A 19,267-nucleotide genomic window follows, 5' to 3' on the forward strand; every position below is an offset into this window, starting at 1 on the left:
ATAATGACGCCCCTAAAATTAGATTTGCCCGTTTGCTGTCGCTATTCTGGAGAACTTATGACCACCACAACGCCACAACGTATTGGAGGCTGGTTGCTTGGCCCGTTAGCCTGGCTGTTAGTTGCCTTACTGAGTACGACGCTGGCGCTGTTGCTGTACTCCGCAGCGTTATCTTCTCCTCAAACATTTAAAACGCTCAGCGAACAATCCCTGACAACGCAAATCTCATGGGGCGTTTCGTTTATTACCGCCATCGCTATGTGGTATTACACACTGTGGTTAACCATCGCTTTCTTTAAACGTCGGCGTTGTGTTCCTAAACATTATATTATCTGGCTACTGATTTCCGTATTACTGGCAGTTAAAGCCTTCGCGTTTTCTCCGGTTGAAGATGGTGTAGCCGTTCGCCAGTTGCTGTTTACTTTGTTGGCAACTGCATTGATCGTCCCCTATTTCAAACGCTCGTCGCGGGTGAAAGCGACGTTTGTGAATCCGTAATAACCTTACAGTTAACCTGTTGTCGCCTGCTCTGGATTAACGGATAATAGGCGGCTTTTTTATTTCAGGCCGAAAAATGACTGACTACCTGTTACTGTTTGTCGGAACTGTACTGGTCAATAACTTTGTACTGGTCAAGTTTCTGGGTCTCTGTCCGTTTATGGGGGTTTCCAAAAAGCTGGAAACCGCGATGGGCATGGGGCTGGCAACAACATTTGTGATGACGCTGGCGTCTATTTGCGCCTGGCTTATCGACACGTGGATTTTAATCCCACTCAATCTGATTTATCTGCGCACCCTGGCGTTTATTCTGGTGATTGCCGTAGTCGTGCAGTTCACCGAGATGGTGGTGCGTAAAACCAGCCCGGTACTTTATCGACTACTCGGGATTTTTCTGCCGCTTATCACCACCAACTGTGCGGTGCTCGGCGTAGCGTTGCTGAATATCAACCTCGGGCACAATTTCTTGCAGTCGGCGCTGTACGGTTTTTCTGCTGCTGTCGGCTTCTCGCTGGTGATGGTGCTTTTTGCCGCCATTCGCGAACGTCTTGCTGTGGCCGATGTTCCGGCCCCTTTTCGTGGTAATGCCATTGCGCTGATTACTGCGGGTCTTATGTCTCTGGCCTTTATGGGCTTTAGTGGTTTGGTGAAGTTGTAATGAATGCTATCTGGATTGCCGTTGCCGCCGTGAGCCTGCTGGGCCTGGTGTTTGGCGCCATTCTGGGTTATGCCTCCCGCCGTTTTGCGGTGGAAGACGATCCGGTCGTTGAGAAAATTGACGAAATTTTACCGCAAAGCCAGTGTGGTCAGTGCGGTTATCCAGGCTGTCGTCCGTATGCGGAAGCCATCAGTTGTAATGGCGAAAAAATCAACCGCTGCGCACCTGGTGGCGAAGCTGTGATGTTGAAAATTGCCGAGTTGCTTAATGTCGAGCCACAGCCGCTGGATGGCGAAGCGCAAGAGTTGACGCCTGCGCGCATGGTGGCAGTTATTGATGAAAATAACTGTATTGGCTGCACTAAGTGCATTCAGGCGTGTCCGGTAGACGCCATTGTTGGCGCTACCCGCGCAATGCATACAGTGATGAGCGATCTGTGCACGGGCTGCAATCTTTGCGTTGACCCATGCCCTACACACTGCATCTCCTTACAACCGGTCGCAGAAACGCCTGACTCCTGGAAATGGGATCTGAACACCATTCCCGTGCGCATCATTCCCGTGGAACACCATGTTTAAGTTATTTTCTGCTTTCAAAAAAAATAAAATCTGGGACTTCAACGGCGGTATTCATCCACCGGAAATGAAAACCCAGTCCAACGGTACGCCTCTACGCCAGGTGCCACTGGCGCAGCGATTTGTCATTCCGCTGAAGCAACATATTGGCGCTGAAGGTGAGCTGTGTGTTAGCGTCGGGGATAAAGTGCTGCGCGGTCAGCCACTCACTCGCGGTCGCGGCAAAATGCTGCCGGTTCACGCACCAACCTCCGGCACCGTTACAGCTATTGCCCCCCACTCTACGGCTCATCCTTCAGCATTAGCTGAATTAAGCGTGATTATTGATGCTGATGGTGAAGACTGCTGGATCCCACGTGATGGCTGGAGCGATTACCGCTCACGTAGCCGGGAAGAGTTAATTGAACGTATTCATCAGTTTGGCGTCGCCGGGCTGGGGGGGGCGGGCTTCCCTACGGGTGTTAAATTGCAGGGTGGCGGCGATAAAATCGAAACCTTGATTATCAATGCTGCCGAGTGCGAACCGTATATTACCGCCGATGACCGTCTGATGCAGGATTGCGCCGCTCAGGTGGTGGAAGGCATTCGCATTCTTGCGCATATCCTACAACCGCGCGAAATTCTTATCGGTATTGAAGATAACAAACCACAGGCGATTTCCATGCTGCGCGCAGTGCTGGCAGACTCCCGCGATATCGCTCTACGGGTTATTCCAACTAAATATCCTTCCGGCGGTGCCAAACAGTTAACGTACATCCTGACCGGGAAGCAGGTGCCACACGGCGGCCGTTCATCAGATATCGGTGTGTTAATGCAAAACGTCGGCACCGCTTACGCGGTGAAACGCGCTGTTATCGATGGCGAGCCCATTACCGAGCGCGTGGTGACGCTGACTGGTGAAGCCATTGCACGTCCGGGTAACGTCTGGGCGCGACTGGGTACACCTGTGCGTCATTTATTGGATGATGCCGGATTCCGTCCTTCTGCTGATCAAATGGTGATTATGGGCGGCCCGCTAATGGGCTTTACATTGCCGTGGCTGGATGTGCCGGTCGTCAAAATCACTAACTGCCTGCTGGCACCGTCGGCCAGTGAACTCGGTGAACCGCAGGAAGAACAAAGCTGCATCCGCTGTAGCGCCTGTGCTGATGCCTGCCCTGCCGATCTTCTGCCGCAACAGTTGTACTGGTTCAGCAAAGGTCAGCAGCACGATAAAGCCACCGCGCACAACATTGCCGACTGTATTGAATGTGGGGCCTGCGCCTGGGTTTGCCCGAGCAACATTCCACTGGTGCAATATTTCCGTCAGGAAAAAGCAGAAATTGCCGCCATTCGTCAGGAAGAGAAACGCGCCGCAGAAGCAAAAGCGCGTTTTGAAGCCCGTCAGGCACGTCTGGAGCGCGAAAAAGCCGCGCGTCTTGAACGACATAAGAGCGCGGCGGTACAACCTGCAGCCAAAGACAAAGACGCGATTGCTGCCGCACTGGCACGTGTGAAAGAGAAGCAGGCCCAGGCCACGCAGCCTATTGTGATCAAAGCTGGCGAACGTCCGGATAACAGCGCAATTATTGCAGCACGGGAAGCGCGTAAAGCGCAAGCCAGAGCGAAGCAGGCAGAATTACAACAGATCAACGACGCAACAACCGTTGCTGATCCGCGCAAGGCTGCCGTCGAGGCCGCTATTGCCCGCGCCAAAGCACGCAAACTGGAACAGCAGCAGGCTAACGCCGAGTCAGAAGAACAGGTTGATCCGCGTAAAGCTGCCGTCGAGGCCGCTATTGCCCGTGCCAAAGCACGAAAACTGGAACAGCAGCAGACTAACGCCGAGCCGGAAGAACAGGTTGATCCGCGCAAGGCTGCCGTCGAGGCCGCTATTGCCCGCGCCAAAGCGCGTAAACTGGAACAACAGCAGGCTAACGCCGAGTCAGAAGAACAGGTTGATCCGCGCAAAGCGGCAGTTGCCGCGGCTATTGCCCGCGTTCAGGCAAAAAAAGCCGCCCAGCAAAAGGTTGTAAACGAGGACTAAATGGTATTCAGAATAGCTAGCTCCCCATATACCCATAACCAGCGCCAGACATCGCGCATTATGCTGCTGGTACTGCTCGCAGCCGTGCCTGGAATCGCGGCACAACTGTGGTTTTTTGGCTGGGGCACTCTCGTTCAGATCCTGCTGGCATCGGTCAGTGCATTGTTAGCCGAAGCGCTTGTGCTTAAGCTGCGCAAGCAGTCAGTAGCCGCAACGTTAAAAGATAACTCAGCATTACTAACAGGCTTATTGTTGGCGGTAAGTATTCCACCTCTCGCGCCGTGGTGGATGGTCGTGCTGGGTACGGTGTTTGCGGTGATCATCGCTAAACAGTTGTATGGCGGTCTGGGGCAAAACCCATTCAACCCGGCAATGATTGGTTATGTAGTATTACTGATCTCCTTCCCGGTACAGATGACCAGTTGGTTGCCGCCGCATGAGATTGCGGTCAACATCCCTGGATTTATCGACGCTGTGCAGGTTATCTTCAGCGGCCATACCGTCAGCGGCGGTGATATGAACACGCTACGCTTAGGCATTGATGGTATCAGCCAGGCGACGCCGCTGGATACGTTCAAAACCTCTGTCCGCGCCGGTCATTCGGTTGAGCAAATTATGCAGTATCCGATCTACAGCGGTATTCTGGCAGGCGCTGGCTGGCAATGGGTAAACCTCGCCTGGCTGGTTGGCGGCGTGTGGTTGCTATGGCAGAAAGCGATTCGCTGGCATATTCCCGTCAGCTTCTTAGTGACGCTGGCGCTATGCGCAACGCTGGGCTGGTTGTTCTCACCGGAGACGCTGGCATCACCGCAAATTCATCTGCTGTCTGGCGCGACCATGCTTGGCGCATTCTTTATTCTGACCGATCCGGTGACCGCTTCTACGACTAATCGTGGTCGTCTGATTTTTGGCGCACTGGCGGGCTTATTAGTCTGGTTGATCCGCAGTTTCGGCGGCTATCCTGACGGCGTGGCTTTTGCTGTCCTGCTGGCGAACATCACGGTTCCTCTGATCGATTACTATACGCGTCCGCGCGTTTACGGCCATCGCAAAGGATAAACCATGCTGAAAACTATCCGAAAACACGGTATTACGCTGGCACTGTTTGCCGCCGGTTCAACAGGTTTAACGGCGGCCATCAACCAGATGACCAAAACGACGATTGCTGAACAGGCCAGCCTGCAACAAAAGACGTTATTTGATCAGGTGTTGCCAGCCGAACGCTATAACAATGAGCTGGCACAAAGTTGCTATTTAGTGAATGCGCCTGAGCTGGGTAAAGGTGAACATCGGGTTTACATCGCTAAACAGGATGGCCAGCCGGTAGCTGCCGTTCTGGAAGCGACTGCGCCGGATGGCTATTCAGGCGCGATTCAGCTACTGGTCGGAGCCGATTTTAACGGCACTGTACTTGGCACACGCGTGACAGAACATCACGAAACGCCAGGGCTTGGCGATAAAATCGAACTGCGCCTCTCTGACTGGATCACTCATTTTGCGGGTAAAAAAATCAGCACCGCAAATGACGCTCACTGGGCGGTAAAGAAAGATGGCGGTGATTTCGACCAGTTCACCGGCGCGACCATTACGCCTCGCGCGGTGGTGAATGCGGTAAAACGCGCCGGGTTGTACGCCCAAACGTTACCAGAACAACTTTCTCAACTTCCTGCCTGTGGAGAATAGACCGTGAGCGAAATTAAAGACGTTATTGTTCAGGGGTTATGGAAGAACAACTCCGCACTGGTTCAGTTGCTCGGTCTCTGCCCGCTGCTGGCAGTCACGTCAACTGCCACCAACGCACTGGGTTTAGGGCTTGCGACTACGCTGGTGTTGACTCTCACCAACCTGACTATCTCGACGCTGCGTCACTGGACGCCAGCCGAGATCCGTATTCCTATTTACGTGATGATCATCGCCTCGGTGGTCAGTGCCGTACAAATGCTGATCAACGCCTACGCCTTTGGTCTGTATCAATCGTTAGGAATTTTTATTCCGCTGATTGTCACTAACTGTATCGTTGTTGGTCGCGCTGAAGCCTTCGCTGCAAAAAAAGGTCCGGCGCTTTCGGCGCTGGACGGCTTTTCGATTGGCATGGGTGCAACCTGCGCAATGTTCGTGCTGGGTTCACTGCGCGAAATTATCGGCAACGGAACGTTATTTGACGGTGCCGATGCGCTGTTGGGTAACTGGGCAAAAGTATTGCGCGTGGAGATCTTCCACACTGATTCCCCTTTCCTGCTCGCAATGTTACCACCAGGGGCATTTATTGGCCTGGGACTGATGCTGGCAGGAAAATACCTGATTGATGAAAAAATGAAAAAGCGCCGCACTGAAGCAGCCGCTGAACGCGAGTTGCAAAACGGTGAAACAGGGAATGTCTGATGAACAAAGCAAAACGACTGGAGATCCTCACCCGCCTGCGTGAGAACAATCCTCATCCCACAACCGAGCTTAATTTCAGTTCGCCTTTTGAATTGCTGATTGCTGTACTACTTTCTGCCCAGGCCACTGATGTCAGCGTTAATAAAGCAACAGCGAAGCTCTACCCGGTAGCCAATACGCCTGCCGCGATGCTCGAACTGGGTGTTGAAGGCGTGAAAACGTATATCAAAACCATTGGGTTATATAACAGCAAAGCGGAAAATATCATCAAGACCTGCCGTATCTTACTGGAGCAGCATAATGGCGAAGTTCCGGAAGATCGCGCTGCGCTGGAAGCATTGCCCGGCGTTGGACGCAAAACAGCTAACGTGGTGTTGAATACCGCTTTCGGCTGGCCGACCATTGCTGTAGATACCCACATTTTCCGTGTCTGCAACCGCACCCAATTTGCTCCCGGGAAAAACGTCGAACAAGTTGAGGAAAAACTGCTAAAAGTAGTTCCTGCAGAATTTAAAGTCGACTGCCATCACTGGTTAATCCTTCACGGGCGTTATACCTGCATTGCCCGCAAACCGCGCTGTGGCTCCTGCATTATTGAAGATCTTTGTGAATACAAAGAGAAAGTTGACATCTGACACAAACAGGTACTGCCGTTTCTTCATCCATTACCGCTACTCATCCTCTTCAAAAACAACTTTCTAACGTTAATGATGCCGCCTCGCTGCGGCATCATTAGGCAATCCGTTTGTGAATAACCAAAAATGCAGGTTAATTGTTTTTTTAATAGCGAAATTTTCTATTCATTTGTGATCGAAATCACACTGATACACAAATGTAAAAATAATGCACCTCAAAAGTTAAATTTGACAAAGCATTGATTCAATCCGACCTGAAACCTACAAAACATTACACTGGCTATTTTTCAGATAATGGACTATCCCACTACATGAAACACCTTATAGCAGAACATATCGCCAAAGAGGAATTATTACCCGGCTCCAGTAGTGAAAAAATCTGCCGTTACGTTTTTTGAAAAATTTAACGCTGGATAACATTTCCCAAAACCGATGAATTCTCCAGGCCAGTTATATGTAACAGATTATTACAAAGGACTTGTCTGAAAGTGCAAGATAGTGAACATTACCTGCCGTTTCCCCTCCCACTATAACAATTGCGCGTATGTTTTTTAGACATCACGCGAGAATGCACCCCCGTTAATATGGGATGTAAAAAAAGAGGTAAAAGTGTCCACTGCAAACCAAAAACCAACAGAAAGCGTTAGTTTGAACGCTTTCAAACAACCGAAGGCGTTCTATCTCATCTTCTCGATTGAGTTATGGGAACGTTTTGGTTATTACGGCCTACAAGGAATTATGGCTGTCTACCTGGTTAAACAACTGGGTATGTCTGAAGCGGATTCAATCACACTTTTCTCTTCCTTTAGTGCCCTGGTTTATGGTCTGGTCGCTATCGGCGGCTGGTTAGGTGACAAGGTACTGGGTACTAAACGCGTCATTATGCTTGGCGCTATCGTGCTGGCGATTGGCTATGCGCTGGTTGCGTGGTCTGGTCACGACGCAGGTATCGTCTATATGGGTATGGCGGCAATTGCTGTCGGTAACGGCCTGTTTAAAGCCAACCCGTCTTCGCTGCTCTCGACTTGCTATGAGAAAAACGACCCGCGTCTGGACGGTGCATTTACCATGTACTACATGTCCGTCAACATCGGTTCTTTCTTCTCTATGATTGCAACCCCGTGGCTGGCGGTTAAATACGGCTGGAGCGTCGCGTTTGCGCTTAGCGTAGTCGGTCTGTTGATCACCATTGTTAACTTTGCCTTCTGCCAGCGCTGGGTTAAACAGTACGGTTCGAAACCTGACTTTGAACCAGTCAACTACCGTAATCTGCTGCTGACCATTATTGGCGTTGTGGCACTGATCGCGGTTGCAACCTGGCTGCTGCACAACCAGGAAGTTGCGCGTATGGCGCTGGGCGTTGTTGCCTTCGGTATCGTTGTTATCTTCGGTAAAGAAGCGTTCGCCATGAAAGGTGCTGCGCGTCGTAAAATGATCGTTGCCTTCATTCTGATGCTTGAAGCAATCATCTTCTTCGTGCTGTACAGCCAGATGCCGACGTCGCTGAACTTCTTTGCGATTCGTAACGTTGAACACTCCATTCTGGGGATGGCGGTTGAACCTGAACAGTATCAGGCGCTGAACCCATTCTGGATCATCATTGGTAGCCCGATTCTGGCCGCTATCTATAACAAGATGGGCGACACTCTGCCGATGCCGACCAAATTTGCAATCGGTATGGTGATGTGTTCTGGCGCATTCCTGATCCTGCCAGTGGGCGCGAAATTTGCTTCTGACGCCGGTATCGTTTCTGTAGGCTGGCTGGTAGCAAGCTATGGCCTGCAGAGTATCGGTGAACTGATGATCTCCGGTCTGGGTCTGGCAATGGTTGCTCAGCTCGTTCCTCAGCGTCTGATGGGCTTCATTATGGGTAGCTGGTTCCTGACCACTGCCGGTGCAAACCTGATTGGTGGTTATGTTGCGGGCATGATGGCTGTTCCGGATAACGTAACCGATCCGCTGATGTCGCTGGATGTGTATGGCCGCGTGTTCTTGCAGATTGGTGTCGCCACTGCCGTTATCGCAGTGCTGATGCTGCTGACCGCACCGAAACTGCATCGCATGACTCAGGACGATGCTGCAGACAAAGCAGCGAAAGCTGCCGTAGCATAAATTTCAGGGAAACTCTTTTACAAGCCGCTAACTTTTCGTTAGCGGCTTTTTTTTTATTCAACAACGCACTACCATTCTTTAAACCACAGCCAAAAGGAGTTACCGATGAAACTGTTCTATAAACCGGGCGCCTGCTCTCTTGCTTCCCATATCACCCTGCGTGAGAGCGGAAAGGATTTTACGCTCGTCAGTGTGGATTTGATGAAAAAACGCCTCGAAAATGGTGATGATTACTTTGCCATTAACCCTAAGGGACAGGTTCCTGCGTTACTGCTCGATGATGCCACGCTACTGACAGAAGGCGTGGCGATTATGCAATACCTTGCCGATAGCGTACCCGACCGTCAATTACTAGCTCCGGTAAATAGTATTTCGCGCTATAAAACCATCGAATGGCTGAACTATATTGCCACCGAACTACATAAAGGCTTTACCCCGCTGTTTCACCCGGCTACACCAGAAGAGTTCAAACCGATTGCGCGCGCACAACTGGAGAAAAAACTGCAGTATGTTAACGACGCGCTGAAAGATGAGCACTGGATCTGTGGGCAACGTTTTACTATTGCTGATGCCTACCTGTTTACGGTTCTGCGCTGGGCATACGCGGTGAAACTGAATCTGGAGGGTTTAGAGCACATTGCGGCATTTATGCAACGTATGGCTGAACGTCCGGCGGTGAAAGCTGCGTTGACGGCGGAAGGATTGCAGTAATAGTCATCGGCCCACAGGAAACTGTGGGCCGAAAAGAGGTATTTCAGAGTTTCGTTGCGCTGAAATAATGTTCCGGTTTGGCTATACGATCTTGTGCTGCAACCACCTGCAGCTCATATTCCTGCATTGCTTTGGTGGTCACCATAATTTCGTATACTGCGGCAGTCACATGTTCCAGCGCCTGTTGCAACGTTGCGCCCTGCAACAGTTTCACCAACAGTAAACCGCTCGTCACATCACCAACACCGACCGGCTGACGCATACCAAAATCTACCAGCGGACGGCTGATATGCCAGGCTTCATCGGCAGTAACCAGCAGCATTTCAAAACGATCGCGGCTGTAACCCGCACGCGCCAGGTGTTTAACCAACACAATTTGTGGCCCTTGCGTAATGAGTTCGCGCGCAGCTTTAACGGCTTCTTCGACGGTATGTACCGGATGCTCACAGAGGATTTCCAGCTCCACCAGATTCGGCGCGATGATATCGCTGGCAGGCAGACCGTGACGCACATGAAACTCCGCCACACCCGGCGCGACGATGCAACCTTTTTCAGGATGCCCCATTACCGGATCGCAAAAATATTTCGCCTGTGGATTCGCCGCTTTCACCTGACGGACAATACCGAGGATATGTTCCCCCTGTTCCGCCGACCCCAGATAACCACTGAGTACAGCATCACAGGTATGTAATTTATCGATGGCGGCAATGCCCTGAACAATTTCGGTTAAATGGCTGGGCGGCATTACGCAGCCAGTCCATTTGCCGTATTGGGTGTGATTAGAAAATTGAACGGTATTCAACGGCCAGACATTCGCGCCCAGGCGGCGCATCGGAAACTCTGCCGCACTGTTACCCGCATGACCATAGACAACGTGAGACTGGATAGCGAGAATATTTTTCATCGTGTTCCCTGTATAAAAACCAGGGGAGTGATTTCTCACTCCCCTTTTCCACTTAGTGCATTATTTCCAGCAAATCAGACAGTAATTCTTTTTGCCACGACGCAGTAAGGTATAACGACCAAACAGACGATCTTCTTCTTTAAAGAAGTATTCAGGATCGGACTGTTTTTCACCGTTAATGGTGATGGCATTGGACGCGATAGTTTTACGCGCCTGACCACGGGACGGTTGAAGCTCAGAATCGACCAGTGCCTGCATCAGATCAGCGCCTTTTTCCATCTCAACCATCGGTACGCCGTCCTGCGCTAGCTGTTCGAAGTCCGCTTCACTAAGCGCACTCAAAGAACCGCTGAACAGGCATTCGGTAATACGTTTCGCGGCTTGCAAACCCTCTTCACCGTGAACCAGACGCGTCACCTGCTCCGCCAGTACATACTGGGCGCGTGGTGCTTTACCACTGTTCTTATCTTCCTCTTCGAGGGCATTGATCTCTTCAATGCTCATGAAGGTGAAGAACTTCAGGAAGCGGTAAACGTCGGCATCAGCGGTATTGATCCAGAACTGGTAGAACTTGTACGGACTGGTTTTCTTCGGATCCAGCCATACGGCTCCGCCTTCAGTTTTACCAAACTTAGTGCCGTCAGCCTTGGTGATCAAAGGAACAGTCAGGCCAAACACCTGATTCTGATGCAGACGGCGAGTCAGATCGATACCAGAGGTGATGTTCCCCCACTGGTCAGAACCGCCAATCTGCAACGTCACACCATACTGTTTATTCAGGCAGGCGAAGTCATAGCCCTGCAACAGGTTATAAGAAAACTCGGTGAACGAAATACCTTGATCTTCACGGTTGAGACGCTGCTTAACCGCTTCTTTGTTGATCATCTGGTTAACGGAGAAGTGCTTACCGATATCGCGCAGGAAGGTCAGCACGTTCATATTGCCGAACCAGTCATAGTTGTTCGCGGCGATAGCAGAATTTTCTCCACAGTCGAAATCGAGGAACGGGGCAACCTGCTTGCGGATTTTGTCCACCCACTCCTGAACAGTTTCTTCGGTGTTCAGCTTACGCTCGGCAGCTTTGAAGCTCGGGTCGCCAATCAGACCCGTCGCGCCGCCTACCAGCGCAACCGGCTTGTGGCCCGCTTGCTGGAAGCGTTTCAGGCATAACAATGGAACAAGATGCCCCAAATGCAAGCTGTCAGCGGTAGGATCGAAGCCGCAATAGAGCGCGATCGGGCCTTGCGCCAGTCGCTCTGCTAACGCTTCTTCGTCCGTCACCTGGGCCACCAGCCCCCGCTCTTGCAATTGTTTAATCAAGTTACTGCTTGCCATCAAAATCTCCATGTATATAACGACTGCACCTTTGCCGGTACACGACTTTTCGCCAGATGCGAAAGAGACATAGAATAAAGTGCCGGAATCAGGAGTGCCAGCGATTAAAGCAAGATTTTTGCATCTTTTCAGGGTGCGAGACGATCGATTTTCCACGCCTCATTTTCACGCTGGTACAAAAAGCGGTCATGCAGACGATGCTCACCACCCTGCCAGAACTCAACCTGCTCAAGACTGACGCGGAAACCGCCCCAGAAACTCGGTAAAGGGACTTCGCCCTGCTGAAACTTCTGCTTCAGCTCAAGGAATTTACTCTCAAGGATCCCGCGCGCGGAAATACGGCTGGACTGCTTCGATACCCACGCGCCAATCTGGCTGTCACGGGGACGGCTATGAAAATATTTCATCACTTCGAGAGGCGAAAGACGTTCCGCTTTACCGATAACCATCACCTGGCGCTCAAGAGTATGCCAGGGGAAAAGCAGGCTAACGCGCGGATTTTGTTCGATTTGATGCGCTTTGCGACTGCCAAGGTTAGTGTAAAACACCATACCTTTTTCGTCGTAATGTTTGAGTAAAACGATGCGCTGATAAGGCTGACCATGTTCATCAACGGTCGCGACGACCATCGCTGTAGGATCAGCCAACTTAGCTTCACACGCCTGGGAGAGCCAGCGTTCGAAAAGGGTTAATGGATCGGCGGGAAGATCGCGGCGGCGTAAACCGCCTTTGGTGTATTCACGCCGCAGATGCGCGATTTGCTGCAATTCGTCGTTATCAGACATGGTTTTCTTTACGGATTGTCAGTGGGTGACGCTATTGTGCGCCGCCCCTGGAAAAATCTCAACGCTGTGGATTTTGTAACTGACAGTTATTCAAGACAATGCGGTCACGCTTATAGACCGTCGCCTCATTGCCTTTCGACCAGAAAACGTAGATACCGTCGGTATAACGCGCGCCTGATGCTGAAATGCCCTGTTTAAGGTGCAGTAATTGATTGTCGTAGACAAAACTGACTTCCTGACGTGGATTATTCAGTTTTACCGTCAACGGTTTTTCATCACACTGGTATTCCAGCGTATCGGTTTGCATGCGCTCAACCAGTTGATTGAACGCGCTACAGCCGGTGAGAAGCACCGGTAAACAGATCAGTAACAGTTTTTTCATAAACATATCCCGAAGACTTTCCTGGTCCGGAGAGCAAAACGCTCTCCTCAACATCCAAGTGTAACGGCAGAAGCAGTAGGAAAAATTCAGTTAACTCTGATATCGCGGGTTTGCGGGAAAAATTGCGCCCAATACCGTCGCCTCGCTTGCGCCAGTGACCGAGGGCAGATTGCCAGGCAGCCCCGCCAGCGTCCGCCAGGCAAGCCAGGCGAAGGCCAATGCTTCCATGTCATCACCGCTAATGCCGACAGCATCAGTGGTGGTCACTTCCGTTCCTGGCAGCAAGGCAGCAAGTCGCGTCATCACTAATGGATTACGGCTTCCGCCACCACATACCATCAAACGATCACAACCACCACTCAATAACACCTGTTCAGAAATGGTCACTGCTGTCAGTTCCACCAGCGTCGCCTGGACATCGCGCGCATCAACGCCCGGGAATTGACGCAGGTGACGCTCCAGCCAACCGTAGTTAAAGTATTCACGCCCGGTGCTTTTTGGCGCAGGCTGGGAAAAATACGCATCACTAAGCATATTTTGCAGCAGAGGGAGAATGACCTTGCCCGCGCGTGCCCACTCAGCGTCTTTATCGTAAGGTTTACCCGCCTGACGCCAGATCCACGCATCCATCAGCATGTTACCCGGTCCGGTATCGTAGCCACCCACCGGTTGCCCAGGAATGAGCAGTGACAAATTGGCAATACCACCAATGTTGAGCACCATACGCCGCTCAGTAGGATGAGCCAGCAATGCATGATGAAACGCTGGCACCAGCGGTGCGCCCTGCCCACCCAGGGCGATATCGCGACGGCGAAAATCCCCGACGACAGTAATTCCAGTGCGCGCCACAATTTGGTTGTTATCCCCAATCTGTAGAGAATGCGGCGCGACGCCCGTGGGTTCGTGCCATACAGTCTGACCGTGACAACCAATAGCAACGATATCTTTCGGCTGCAAATTTTCTTCTTTGAGCAATGCGTTAACGGCATCGGCAAACAGGCGACCAAGTTGAGTATCCAGTTGACCAAACTGCGAAAGTGTAAGCTGCTGTCCCTGGCAAATATCCAGCACCGCTTGTTTAAGTGATGGAGGGATCGGCCAACTCAAACTTGCCAACTGCGCCACCCTGTGTTCATCGATTGTCGCCAGCACAACATCGACACCATCCAGACTAGTGCCTGACATTACGCCAATAAAGCGGCCTGATTTCATAGTTCATCCTTTTTCAACCTGACGTTTGCGCTCCACTCAAACACAAACCTCTCGCGAATTCCATGCATGAGTGCCGATTTTTACCGTTGGTAGGAAAACATTATATTTATATCAATAACTACTATGAATGTTTTGTTTATACTTGGTTAACCGTATTCTAATTATGATTCCATCATGTTTTAGTGGAACATGTAATCATAGTTATACCAATGCCATTTACTTTGGCCATGAGGGATGCTTGTGAGGCGTTTCATGGTAATCAGGAGATTTTTCAATGATTAAGCGCGTACTGGTTGTATCAATGGTCGGTCTGTCTCTTGTCGGTTGTGTCAACAACGATACCCTTTCTGGTGATGTCTATACCGCCTCTGAAGCGAAGCAAGTGCAGAATGTCAGCTATGGCACAATCGTTAATGTACGACAGGTACAAATTCAGGGTGGTGATGATTCCAACGTTATCGGCGCAATTGGCGGTGCGGTTCTCGGTGGCTTCCTTGGAAATACCGTTGGCGGCGGAACCGGGCGTTCTCTGGCTACCGCGGCAGGTGCTATCGCAGGCGGTGTAGCCGGTCAGGGCGTGCAGAGCGCAATAAACAAAACCCAGGGTGTGGAGTTGGAAATTCGTAAAGATGATGGCAACACCATCATGGTGGTACAGAAACAGGGCAATACCCACTTCTCTCCGGGACAACGTGTCATTCTGGCCAGCAACGGCAGCCAGGTGACTGTTTCCCCGCGCTAAACACGTTAACGTGTGGTCAGGTAACTGGCCACACGCCTCCTTCATTTCACCCTTTGGCCTGTAACTCTATGATGTTATGCTCAATTTTTACAATGAGCTTAATCAATTGTTCCAGCTCCTCTGCGGAAATCCCATGCAAAATTTCCGCCCGGGTTTTGTTAATCACAGCTTCCATTTCGCTAATCAGCGGCTCCGCCTTTTCCGTCAGTTTAATGCGTTTGGCCCGACGATCACTGGCACAAGTTTGACGCGAAATTAACCCTTTTTCTTCCAGTTGGTCCAACGTACGAACCAGTGAAGGCTGCTCAATGCCGATCGCTTTTGCCAGTTGAATTTGCGACTGGTCTGGAGGTAACTGATGGATATTGTGCAACGTTACCCAATGGGTTTGCGTTAACTCCAGCGGTTTCAGGCGATGGTCTATCAGAGCACGCCATATGCGCACCAACCGTGCCAGATCAGAACCTAGTGGCGATTCCAATTTCATCTCCTTATAATTAGCTTGCTAAGATATTATACAGCTTTTAGAATAGTGTGCAGCAATTGTATTGCTAAAACAAATGTATTGCTGCATTTGCTTACCATCAGACATGCTTTTCAGAAATAGCGAGTAACTTTCTCGCACATAAAGAATATTTATTAATCTAAAGCAATATATTCAGCCGTAAAGGAATCTATTTTGTGAAGTTTATGCATAGTGCAACAGGATTACCCTTACAAGATCTGGTGTTCGGTGCATCCATCTACTTTCCTCCGTTTTTCAAAGCGTTCGCGCTTGGATTTGTCATCTGGCTCGTTATACACCGCCTGCTTCGCGACAAAATCTACGCCGGAGACATCTGGCATCCCTTGTTAATGGATTTGTCGCTGTTTGCGATTTGCGTTTGCTTTGCCCTGGCAATACTGATTGCGTGGTAACTATGTCAATTAAAACCATTAAATATTTCTCAACAATTATTGTAGCGGTTTTTGCAGTTCTTGCCGGATGGTGGCTATGGAACTACTACATGCAGTCCCCCTGGACACGCGACGGAAAAATACGCGCAGAACAGGTTTCTATCACGCCACAGGTGTCTGGACGTATTGTTGAGCTGAATATAAAAGACAACCAGTTGGTTAACGCGGGTGATATTCTGTTCTCTATCGATAAAACGCCCTTTCAGATTGCTGTGCTTAATGCCCAGGCTCAGTTGGCAAAAGCGCAATCTGACCTCGCCAAAGCCAATAATGAAGCTAACCGTCGCCGCCATCTCTCACAAAACTTTATCTCTGCCGAAGAGCTGGATACCGCTAACCTCAATGTTAAAGCGATGCAGGCAAGTGTCGATGCCGCACAAGCAACGCTGAAACAGGCACAATGGCAACTGGCGCAAACGGAAATTCGCGCCCCGGTGAGTGGATGGGTCACTAATCTCACCACCCGCATCGGTGACTACGCCGACACCGGAAAACCACTGTTTGCTCTGGTGGACAGCCACTCGTTTTACGCCATTGGTTATTTTGAAGAAACCAAATTGCGCCATATCCGGGGCGGTGCGCCAGCACAAATTACACTCTACAGCGACAATAAAACGTTACAGGGTCACGTTTCCAGTATTGGTCGGGCGATTTATGATCAGAGTGTGGAAAATGATTCCAGCCTGATTCCCGACGTTAAACCTAACGTTCCCTGGGTTCGTCTCGCCCAACGTGTTCCTGTTCGTTTTGCTCTCGATAACGTCCCCGGCGATGTCACGCTGGTATCCGGCACCACCTGTAGTATCGCTGTAGGCCCGTAATGAACGTACCGCCATGGTCGCTGCACAATTTCCCCTGGTTCAGAGCCACGCTGGCGCAATGGCGTTATGCGTTACGCAACACCATTGCCATGTGTCTGGCGCTGACGGTTGCCTATTATTTAAATCTTGATGAACCTTACTGGGCAATGACCTCGGCGGCGGTGGTCAGCTTCCCCACCGTTGGCGGTGTCATCAGCAAAAGCATGGGACGTATTGCTGGCAGTTTGCTCGGAGCTATCGCGGCACTGATTCTTGCCGGACATACTCTCAACGAGCCGTGGTTTTTTCTGTTGAGCATGTCTGCGTGGCTTGGCTTTTGTACCTGGGCCTGCGCGCATTTCACGAATAACGTGGCCTATGCATTTCAACTGGCGGGCTATACTGCGGCCATTATCGCCTTTCCGATGGTCAATATTACTGAAGCCAGCCAGCTATGGGATATCGCTCAGGCACGTGTTTGTGAAGTGATTGTCGGTATTCTTTGCGGCGGCATGATGATGATGATCCTGCCGAGCAGTTCTGATGCCACCGCTCTTTTAACCGCACTGAAAAACATGCATGCTCGTTTACTGGAGCATGCCAGTTTGCTTTGGCAGCCCGAAACGACCGATGCCATTCGCACAGCACATGAATCGGTAATTGGGCAAATACTGACCATGAATTTGCTGCGTATTCAGGCGTTCTGGAGCCACTATCGTTTCCGCCAGCAAAATGCACGCCTGAATGCGCTACTCCACCAGCAATTACGTATGACCAGCGTCATCTCCAGCCTGCGACGTATGTTGCTCAACTGGCCCTCACCGCCCGGTGCCACACGGGAAATTATCGAACAGTTACTGACGGTGCTCGCCAACTCGCAAACAAATTTTTACACCGTTGCGCGCATTATTGCCCCGCTACGCCCAACCAACTTAGCCGACTACCAGCACGTCGCCTTCTGGCACCGATTACGTTATTTTTGCCACCTTTATCTGCAAAGTAGTCAGGAATTGCATCGCCTGGAAAGCAGCTCAGATGATCATACCAGGCTCCCTCGCGCATCTGGTCTGGCACGTCATACCGATAATGCCGAAGCTATGTGGAGCGGACTGCGTACATTTTGTACATTGATGATGATTGGCACATGGAGTATTGCCTCGCAATGGGATGCCGGTGCCAATGCATTAACGCTGGCAGCAATTAGTTGCGTACTTTACTCCGCAGTCGCGGCACCGTTTAAGTCGTTGTCGCTACTGATGCGCACGCTGGTATTACTTTCGCTATTCAGTTTTGTGGTTAAGTTTGGCCTGATGGTTCAGATTAGCGATCTGTGGCAATTTTTGCTGTTTCTCTTCCCGCTACTGGCGACAATGCAGCTTCTTAAGTTGCAGATGCCAAAACTGGCCGCGCTGTGGGGACAACTGATTGTATTTATGGGGTCGTTTATCGCTGTCACTAATCCTCCGGTGTATGATTTTGCTGATTTTCTTAACGATAACCTGGCAAAAATCGTTGGCGTGGCGCTGGCATGGTTAGCATTCGCCATTTTGCGACCGGGGTCCGATGCCCGCAAAAGCCGCCGTCATATTCGCGCACTGCGACGGGATTTTGTCGATCAACTTAGCCGTCACCCAACCCTGAGTGAAAGCGAATTTGAATCGCTCACTTATCATCACGTCAGCCAGTTGAGTAACAGCCAGGACGCGCTGGCTCGCCGTTGGTTATTACGCTGGGGCGTGGTGCTGCTGAACTGTTCACATGTTGTCTGGCAATTGCGCGACTGGGAATCACGTTCCGATCCTTTATCGCAGGTGCGAGATAACTGTATTTCATTGTTGCGAGGAGTGATGAGCGAGCGTGGCGTTCAGCAAAAATCACTGGCGGCCACACTTGAAGAGTTACAGCGAATCTGCGACAGCCTTGCCCGCCATCATCAACCCGCTGCCCGTGAGCTGGCGGCGATTGTCTGGCGACTGTACTGCTCGCTTTCGCAACTTGAGCAGGCACCACCACAGGGTACGCTAGCCTCTTAATTAATAACACCACAGGCATAGCGTTCACCGCCGCCGCCCAGCGGTTTTGGTTGATCGGACATATTATCGCCGCCAACGTGGATCATCAGCGCCTTGTCTTTAACTTCGTCGAGTGATTTCAGACGAGGCGCAATGACGGCATCGGTTGCTTTACCGTCATTGTTGACCACCAGCGCAGGCAGATCGCCTAAATGCCCTGCACCTTCTGGCCCTTCATGTTTACCGGTATTTTTGGGATCAAGATGTCCGCCTGCAGATTGCGCCGCAGTAGCTTTGCCATCTTTCGTTGCTGGCTGGCAGCTTCCTTTGGCATGAACATGGAAGCCATGCTCACCGGGCGGTAATGCTTTCAGATCGGGCGAAAATTCCAGACCTTTATCGGTTTCAGTAATCGTTATGCTGCCAATTGACTGCCCAATCCCCTGTGATGTGACGAGGTTCATCTCGACTTTTTCACTGGCGGCTTGCGCGCCGGTCGCAACAACCAGCGTCAGAATAGCCAGACTAAAACGTTTCATAA

General features: G+C 50.9%; 21 protein-coding genes. 14 read left to right on the forward strand and 7 right to left on the reverse strand.

Features of this window, described 5'->3' with window-relative positions; translation table 11 throughout:
• The first annotated feature begins 57 nt into the window (after positions 1-57).
• The 10 genes from A9587_RS02415 (at position 58) to gstA (ending at position 9,597) form a co-directional block, all read left to right on the forward strand.
• Positions 58-498 (forward strand): DUF2569 domain-containing protein, encoded by a 441-nt coding sequence (locus A9587_RS02415; RefSeq protein ID WP_001516338.1) that lies wholly within the window; start codon positions 58-60, stop codon positions 496-498.
• A 76-nt stretch (positions 499-574) separates the two neighbouring features.
• On the forward strand, positions 575-1,156 hold the full coding sequence (gene rsxA, locus A9587_RS02420) for an electron transport complex subunit RsxA (protein WP_000133193.1): 582 nt from the start codon (positions 575-577) through the stop codon (positions 1,154-1,156).
• The gene (gene rsxB / locus A9587_RS02425; protein WP_000991825.1) at positions 1,156-1,734 is read left to right on the forward strand and encodes an electron transport complex subunit RsxB; all 579 of its coding nucleotides are present in this window, start codon (positions 1,156-1,158) and stop codon (positions 1,732-1,734) included. The genes rsxA and rsxB overlap by 1 nt, the downstream gene beginning before the upstream one ends.
• Positions 1,727-3,757 (forward strand): electron transport complex subunit RsxC, encoded by a 2,031-nt coding sequence (gene rsxC, locus A9587_RS02430; protein ID WP_105263202.1) that lies wholly within the window; start codon positions 1,727-1,729, stop codon positions 3,755-3,757. The genes rsxB and rsxC overlap by 8 nt, the downstream gene beginning before the upstream one ends.
• Positions 3,758-4,816, forward strand: a complete 1,059-nt coding sequence (rsxD, locus tag A9587_RS02435; RefSeq protein WP_001516335.1) for an electron transport complex subunit RsxD — start codon at positions 3,758-3,760, stop codon at positions 4,814-4,816.
• Positions 4,817-4,819: 3 nt separating this feature from the next.
• Positions 4,820-5,440 (forward strand): electron transport complex subunit RsxG, encoded by a 621-nt coding sequence (gene rsxG / locus A9587_RS02440; RefSeq protein ID WP_000920812.1) that lies wholly within the window; start codon positions 4,820-4,822, stop codon positions 5,438-5,440.
• A gap of 3 nt (positions 5,441-5,443) precedes the next feature.
• The gene (gene rsxE / locus A9587_RS02445; RefSeq protein WP_001289639.1) at positions 5,444-6,139 is read left to right on the forward strand and encodes an electron transport complex subunit RsxE; all 696 of its coding nucleotides are present in this window, start codon (positions 5,444-5,446) and stop codon (positions 6,137-6,139) included.
• Positions 6,139-6,774, forward strand: a complete 636-nt coding sequence (gene nth / locus A9587_RS02450) for an endonuclease III (protein WP_001030339.1) — start codon at positions 6,139-6,141, stop codon at positions 6,772-6,774. Before rsxE ends, nth begins: the two co-directional genes overlap by 1 nt.
• Before the next feature lie 609 nt (positions 6,775-7,383).
• Positions 7,384-8,886 (forward strand): dipeptide/tripeptide permease DtpA, encoded by a 1,503-nt coding sequence (dtpA, locus tag A9587_RS02460; RefSeq protein ID WP_000100948.1) that lies wholly within the window; start codon positions 7,384-7,386, stop codon positions 8,884-8,886.
• A 105-nt stretch (positions 8,887-8,991) separates the two neighbouring features.
• Positions 8,992-9,597 carry a glutathione transferase GstA gene (gstA, locus tag A9587_RS02465; RefSeq protein ID WP_000765734.1) on the forward strand — a complete coding sequence of 202 codons (606 nt, stop codon included), beginning with the start codon at positions 8,992-8,994 and terminating at the stop codon, positions 9,595-9,597.
• A 43-nt stretch (positions 9,598-9,640) separates the two neighbouring features.
• Here gstA and pdxY read toward each other — a convergent pair whose 3' ends face one another.
• The 5 genes from pdxY to anmK form a co-directional block, all read right to left on the reverse strand.
• Positions 9,641-10,501 (reverse strand): pyridoxal kinase PdxY, encoded by an 861-nt coding sequence (pdxY, locus tag A9587_RS02470; RefSeq protein WP_000789755.1) that lies wholly within the window; start codon positions 10,499-10,501, stop codon positions 9,641-9,643.
• Between the two features lie 60 nt (positions 10,502-10,561).
• Complete coding sequence (gene tyrS, locus A9587_RS02475; protein WP_001516333.1) at positions 10,562-11,836, reverse strand: tyrosine--tRNA ligase; 1,275 nt, start codon at positions 11,834-11,836, stop codon at positions 10,562-10,564.
• 128 nt (positions 11,837-11,964) lie between these two features.
• Entirely contained in the window at positions 11,965-12,621 is a 657-nt protein-coding gene (gene pdxH / locus A9587_RS02480; protein ID WP_016248676.1) for a pyridoxamine 5'-phosphate oxidase, read from the reverse strand.
• Between the two features lie 58 nt (positions 12,622-12,679).
• Positions 12,680-13,009 (reverse strand): C-type lysozyme inhibitor, encoded by a 330-nt coding sequence (gene mliC / locus A9587_RS02485; protein ID WP_000480882.1) that lies wholly within the window; start codon positions 13,007-13,009, stop codon positions 12,680-12,682.
• Positions 13,010-13,093: 84 nt separating this feature from the next.
• Positions 13,094-14,215: an anhydro-N-acetylmuramic acid kinase gene (anmK, locus tag A9587_RS02490; RefSeq protein ID WP_105263203.1), complete on the reverse strand. Its 1,122-nt coding sequence runs from the start codon at positions 14,213-14,215 to the stop codon at positions 13,094-13,096.
• Between the two features lie 274 nt (positions 14,216-14,489).
• Here anmK and slyB point away from each other — a divergent pair, with 274 nt between their 5' ends.
• A complete protein-coding gene (slyB, locus tag A9587_RS02495; RefSeq protein ID WP_000597202.1) occupies positions 14,490-14,957 on the forward strand; it encodes an outer membrane lipoprotein SlyB in 468 nt (155 codons plus the stop codon).
• Between the two features lie 46 nt (positions 14,958-15,003).
• Here slyB and slyA read toward each other — a convergent pair whose 3' ends face one another.
• Entirely contained in the window at positions 15,004-15,438 is a 435-nt protein-coding gene (gene slyA, locus A9587_RS02500) for a transcriptional regulator SlyA (protein ID WP_001516330.1), read from the reverse strand.
• A gap of 200 nt (positions 15,439-15,638) precedes the next feature.
• On the opposite strand from slyA, the gene A9587_RS02505 reads away from it, so the two are divergent.
• The 3 genes from A9587_RS02505 to A9587_RS02515 are packed head-to-tail and all read left to right on the forward strand — an operon-like array spanning position 15,639 to position 18,747.
• Positions 15,639-15,875 (forward strand): DUF1656 domain-containing protein, encoded by a 237-nt coding sequence (locus tag A9587_RS02505; RefSeq protein WP_000670973.1) that lies wholly within the window; start codon positions 15,639-15,641, stop codon positions 15,873-15,875.
• A gap of 2 nt (positions 15,876-15,877) precedes the next feature.
• A complete protein-coding gene (locus A9587_RS02510; protein ID WP_000023825.1) occupies positions 15,878-16,735 on the forward strand; it encodes an efflux RND transporter periplasmic adaptor subunit in 858 nt (285 codons plus the stop codon).
• Positions 16,735-18,747 carry an FUSC family protein gene (locus A9587_RS02515; protein WP_105263204.1) on the forward strand — a complete coding sequence of 671 codons (2,013 nt, stop codon included), beginning with the start codon at positions 16,735-16,737 and terminating at the stop codon, positions 18,745-18,747. The genes A9587_RS02510 and A9587_RS02515 overlap by 1 nt, the downstream gene beginning before the upstream one ends.
• On the opposite strand, the gene sodC is transcribed toward A9587_RS02515, so the two are convergent.
• A complete protein-coding gene (gene sodC, locus A9587_RS02520) occupies positions 18,744-19,265 on the reverse strand; it encodes a superoxide dismutase [Cu-Zn] SodC (RefSeq protein WP_000819798.1) in 522 nt (173 codons plus the stop codon). The two genes, A9587_RS02515 and sodC, sit on opposite strands and share 4 nt — an antisense overlap.
• Positions 19,266-19,267: the final 2 nt, after the last annotated feature.

This window comes from Escherichia sp. MOD1-EC6162, from assembly GCF_002965125.1.
Taxonomy (GTDB): Bacteria; Pseudomonadota; Gammaproteobacteria; order Enterobacterales; family Enterobacteriaceae; genus Escherichia; species Escherichia marmotae.

Coding starts and splice junctions, on each gene's coding strand:
- gstA (WP_000765734.1), top strand. CDS start 8,992: ATGAAACTGTTCTATAAACCGGGCGCCTGCTCTCTTGCTTCCCATATC.
- rsxA (WP_000133193.1), top strand. CDS start 575: ATGACTGACTACCTGTTACTGTTTGTCGGAACTGTACTGGTCAATAAC.
- A9587_RS02510 (WP_000023825.1), top strand. CDS start 15,878: ATGTCAATTAAAACCATTAAATATTTCTCAACAATTATTGTAGCGGTT.
- pdxH (WP_016248676.1), bottom strand. CDS start 12,621: ATGTCTGATAACGACGAATTGCAGCAAATCGCGCATCTGCGGCGTGAA.
- sodC (WP_000819798.1), bottom strand. CDS start 19,265: ATGAAACGTTTTAGTCTGGCTATTCTGACGCTGGTTGTTGCGACCGGC.
- anmK (WP_105263203.1), bottom strand. CDS start 14,215: ATGAAATCAGGCCGCTTTATTGGCGTAATGTCAGGCACTAGTCTGGAT.
- pdxY (WP_000789755.1), bottom strand. CDS start 10,501: ATGAAAAATATTCTCGCTATCCAGTCTCACGTTGTCTATGGTCATGCG.
- slyB (WP_000597202.1), top strand. CDS start 14,490: ATGATTAAGCGCGTACTGGTTGTATCAATGGTCGGTCTGTCTCTTGTC.
- A9587_RS02415 (WP_001516338.1), top strand. CDS start 58: ATGACCACCACAACGCCACAACGTATTGGAGGCTGGTTGCTTGGCCCG.
- A9587_RS02515 (WP_105263204.1), top strand. CDS start 16,735: ATGAACGTACCGCCATGGTCGCTGCACAATTTCCCCTGGTTCAGAGCC.
- tyrS (WP_001516333.1), bottom strand. CDS start 11,836: ATGGCAAGCAGTAACTTGATTAAACAATTGCAAGAGCGGGGGCTGGTG.
- rsxD (WP_001516335.1), top strand. CDS start 3,758: ATGGTATTCAGAATAGCTAGCTCCCCATATACCCATAACCAGCGCCAG.
- rsxB (WP_000991825.1), top strand. CDS start 1,156: ATGAATGCTATCTGGATTGCCGTTGCCGCCGTGAGCCTGCTGGGCCTG.
- rsxC (WP_105263202.1), top strand. CDS start 1,727: ATGTTTAAGTTATTTTCTGCTTTCAAAAAAAATAAAATCTGGGACTTC.
- mliC (WP_000480882.1), bottom strand. CDS start 13,009: ATGTTTATGAAAAAACTGTTACTGATCTGTTTACCGGTGCTTCTCACC.
- rsxG (WP_000920812.1), top strand. CDS start 4,820: ATGCTGAAAACTATCCGAAAACACGGTATTACGCTGGCACTGTTTGCC.
- nth (WP_001030339.1), top strand. CDS start 6,139: ATGAACAAAGCAAAACGACTGGAGATCCTCACCCGCCTGCGTGAGAAC.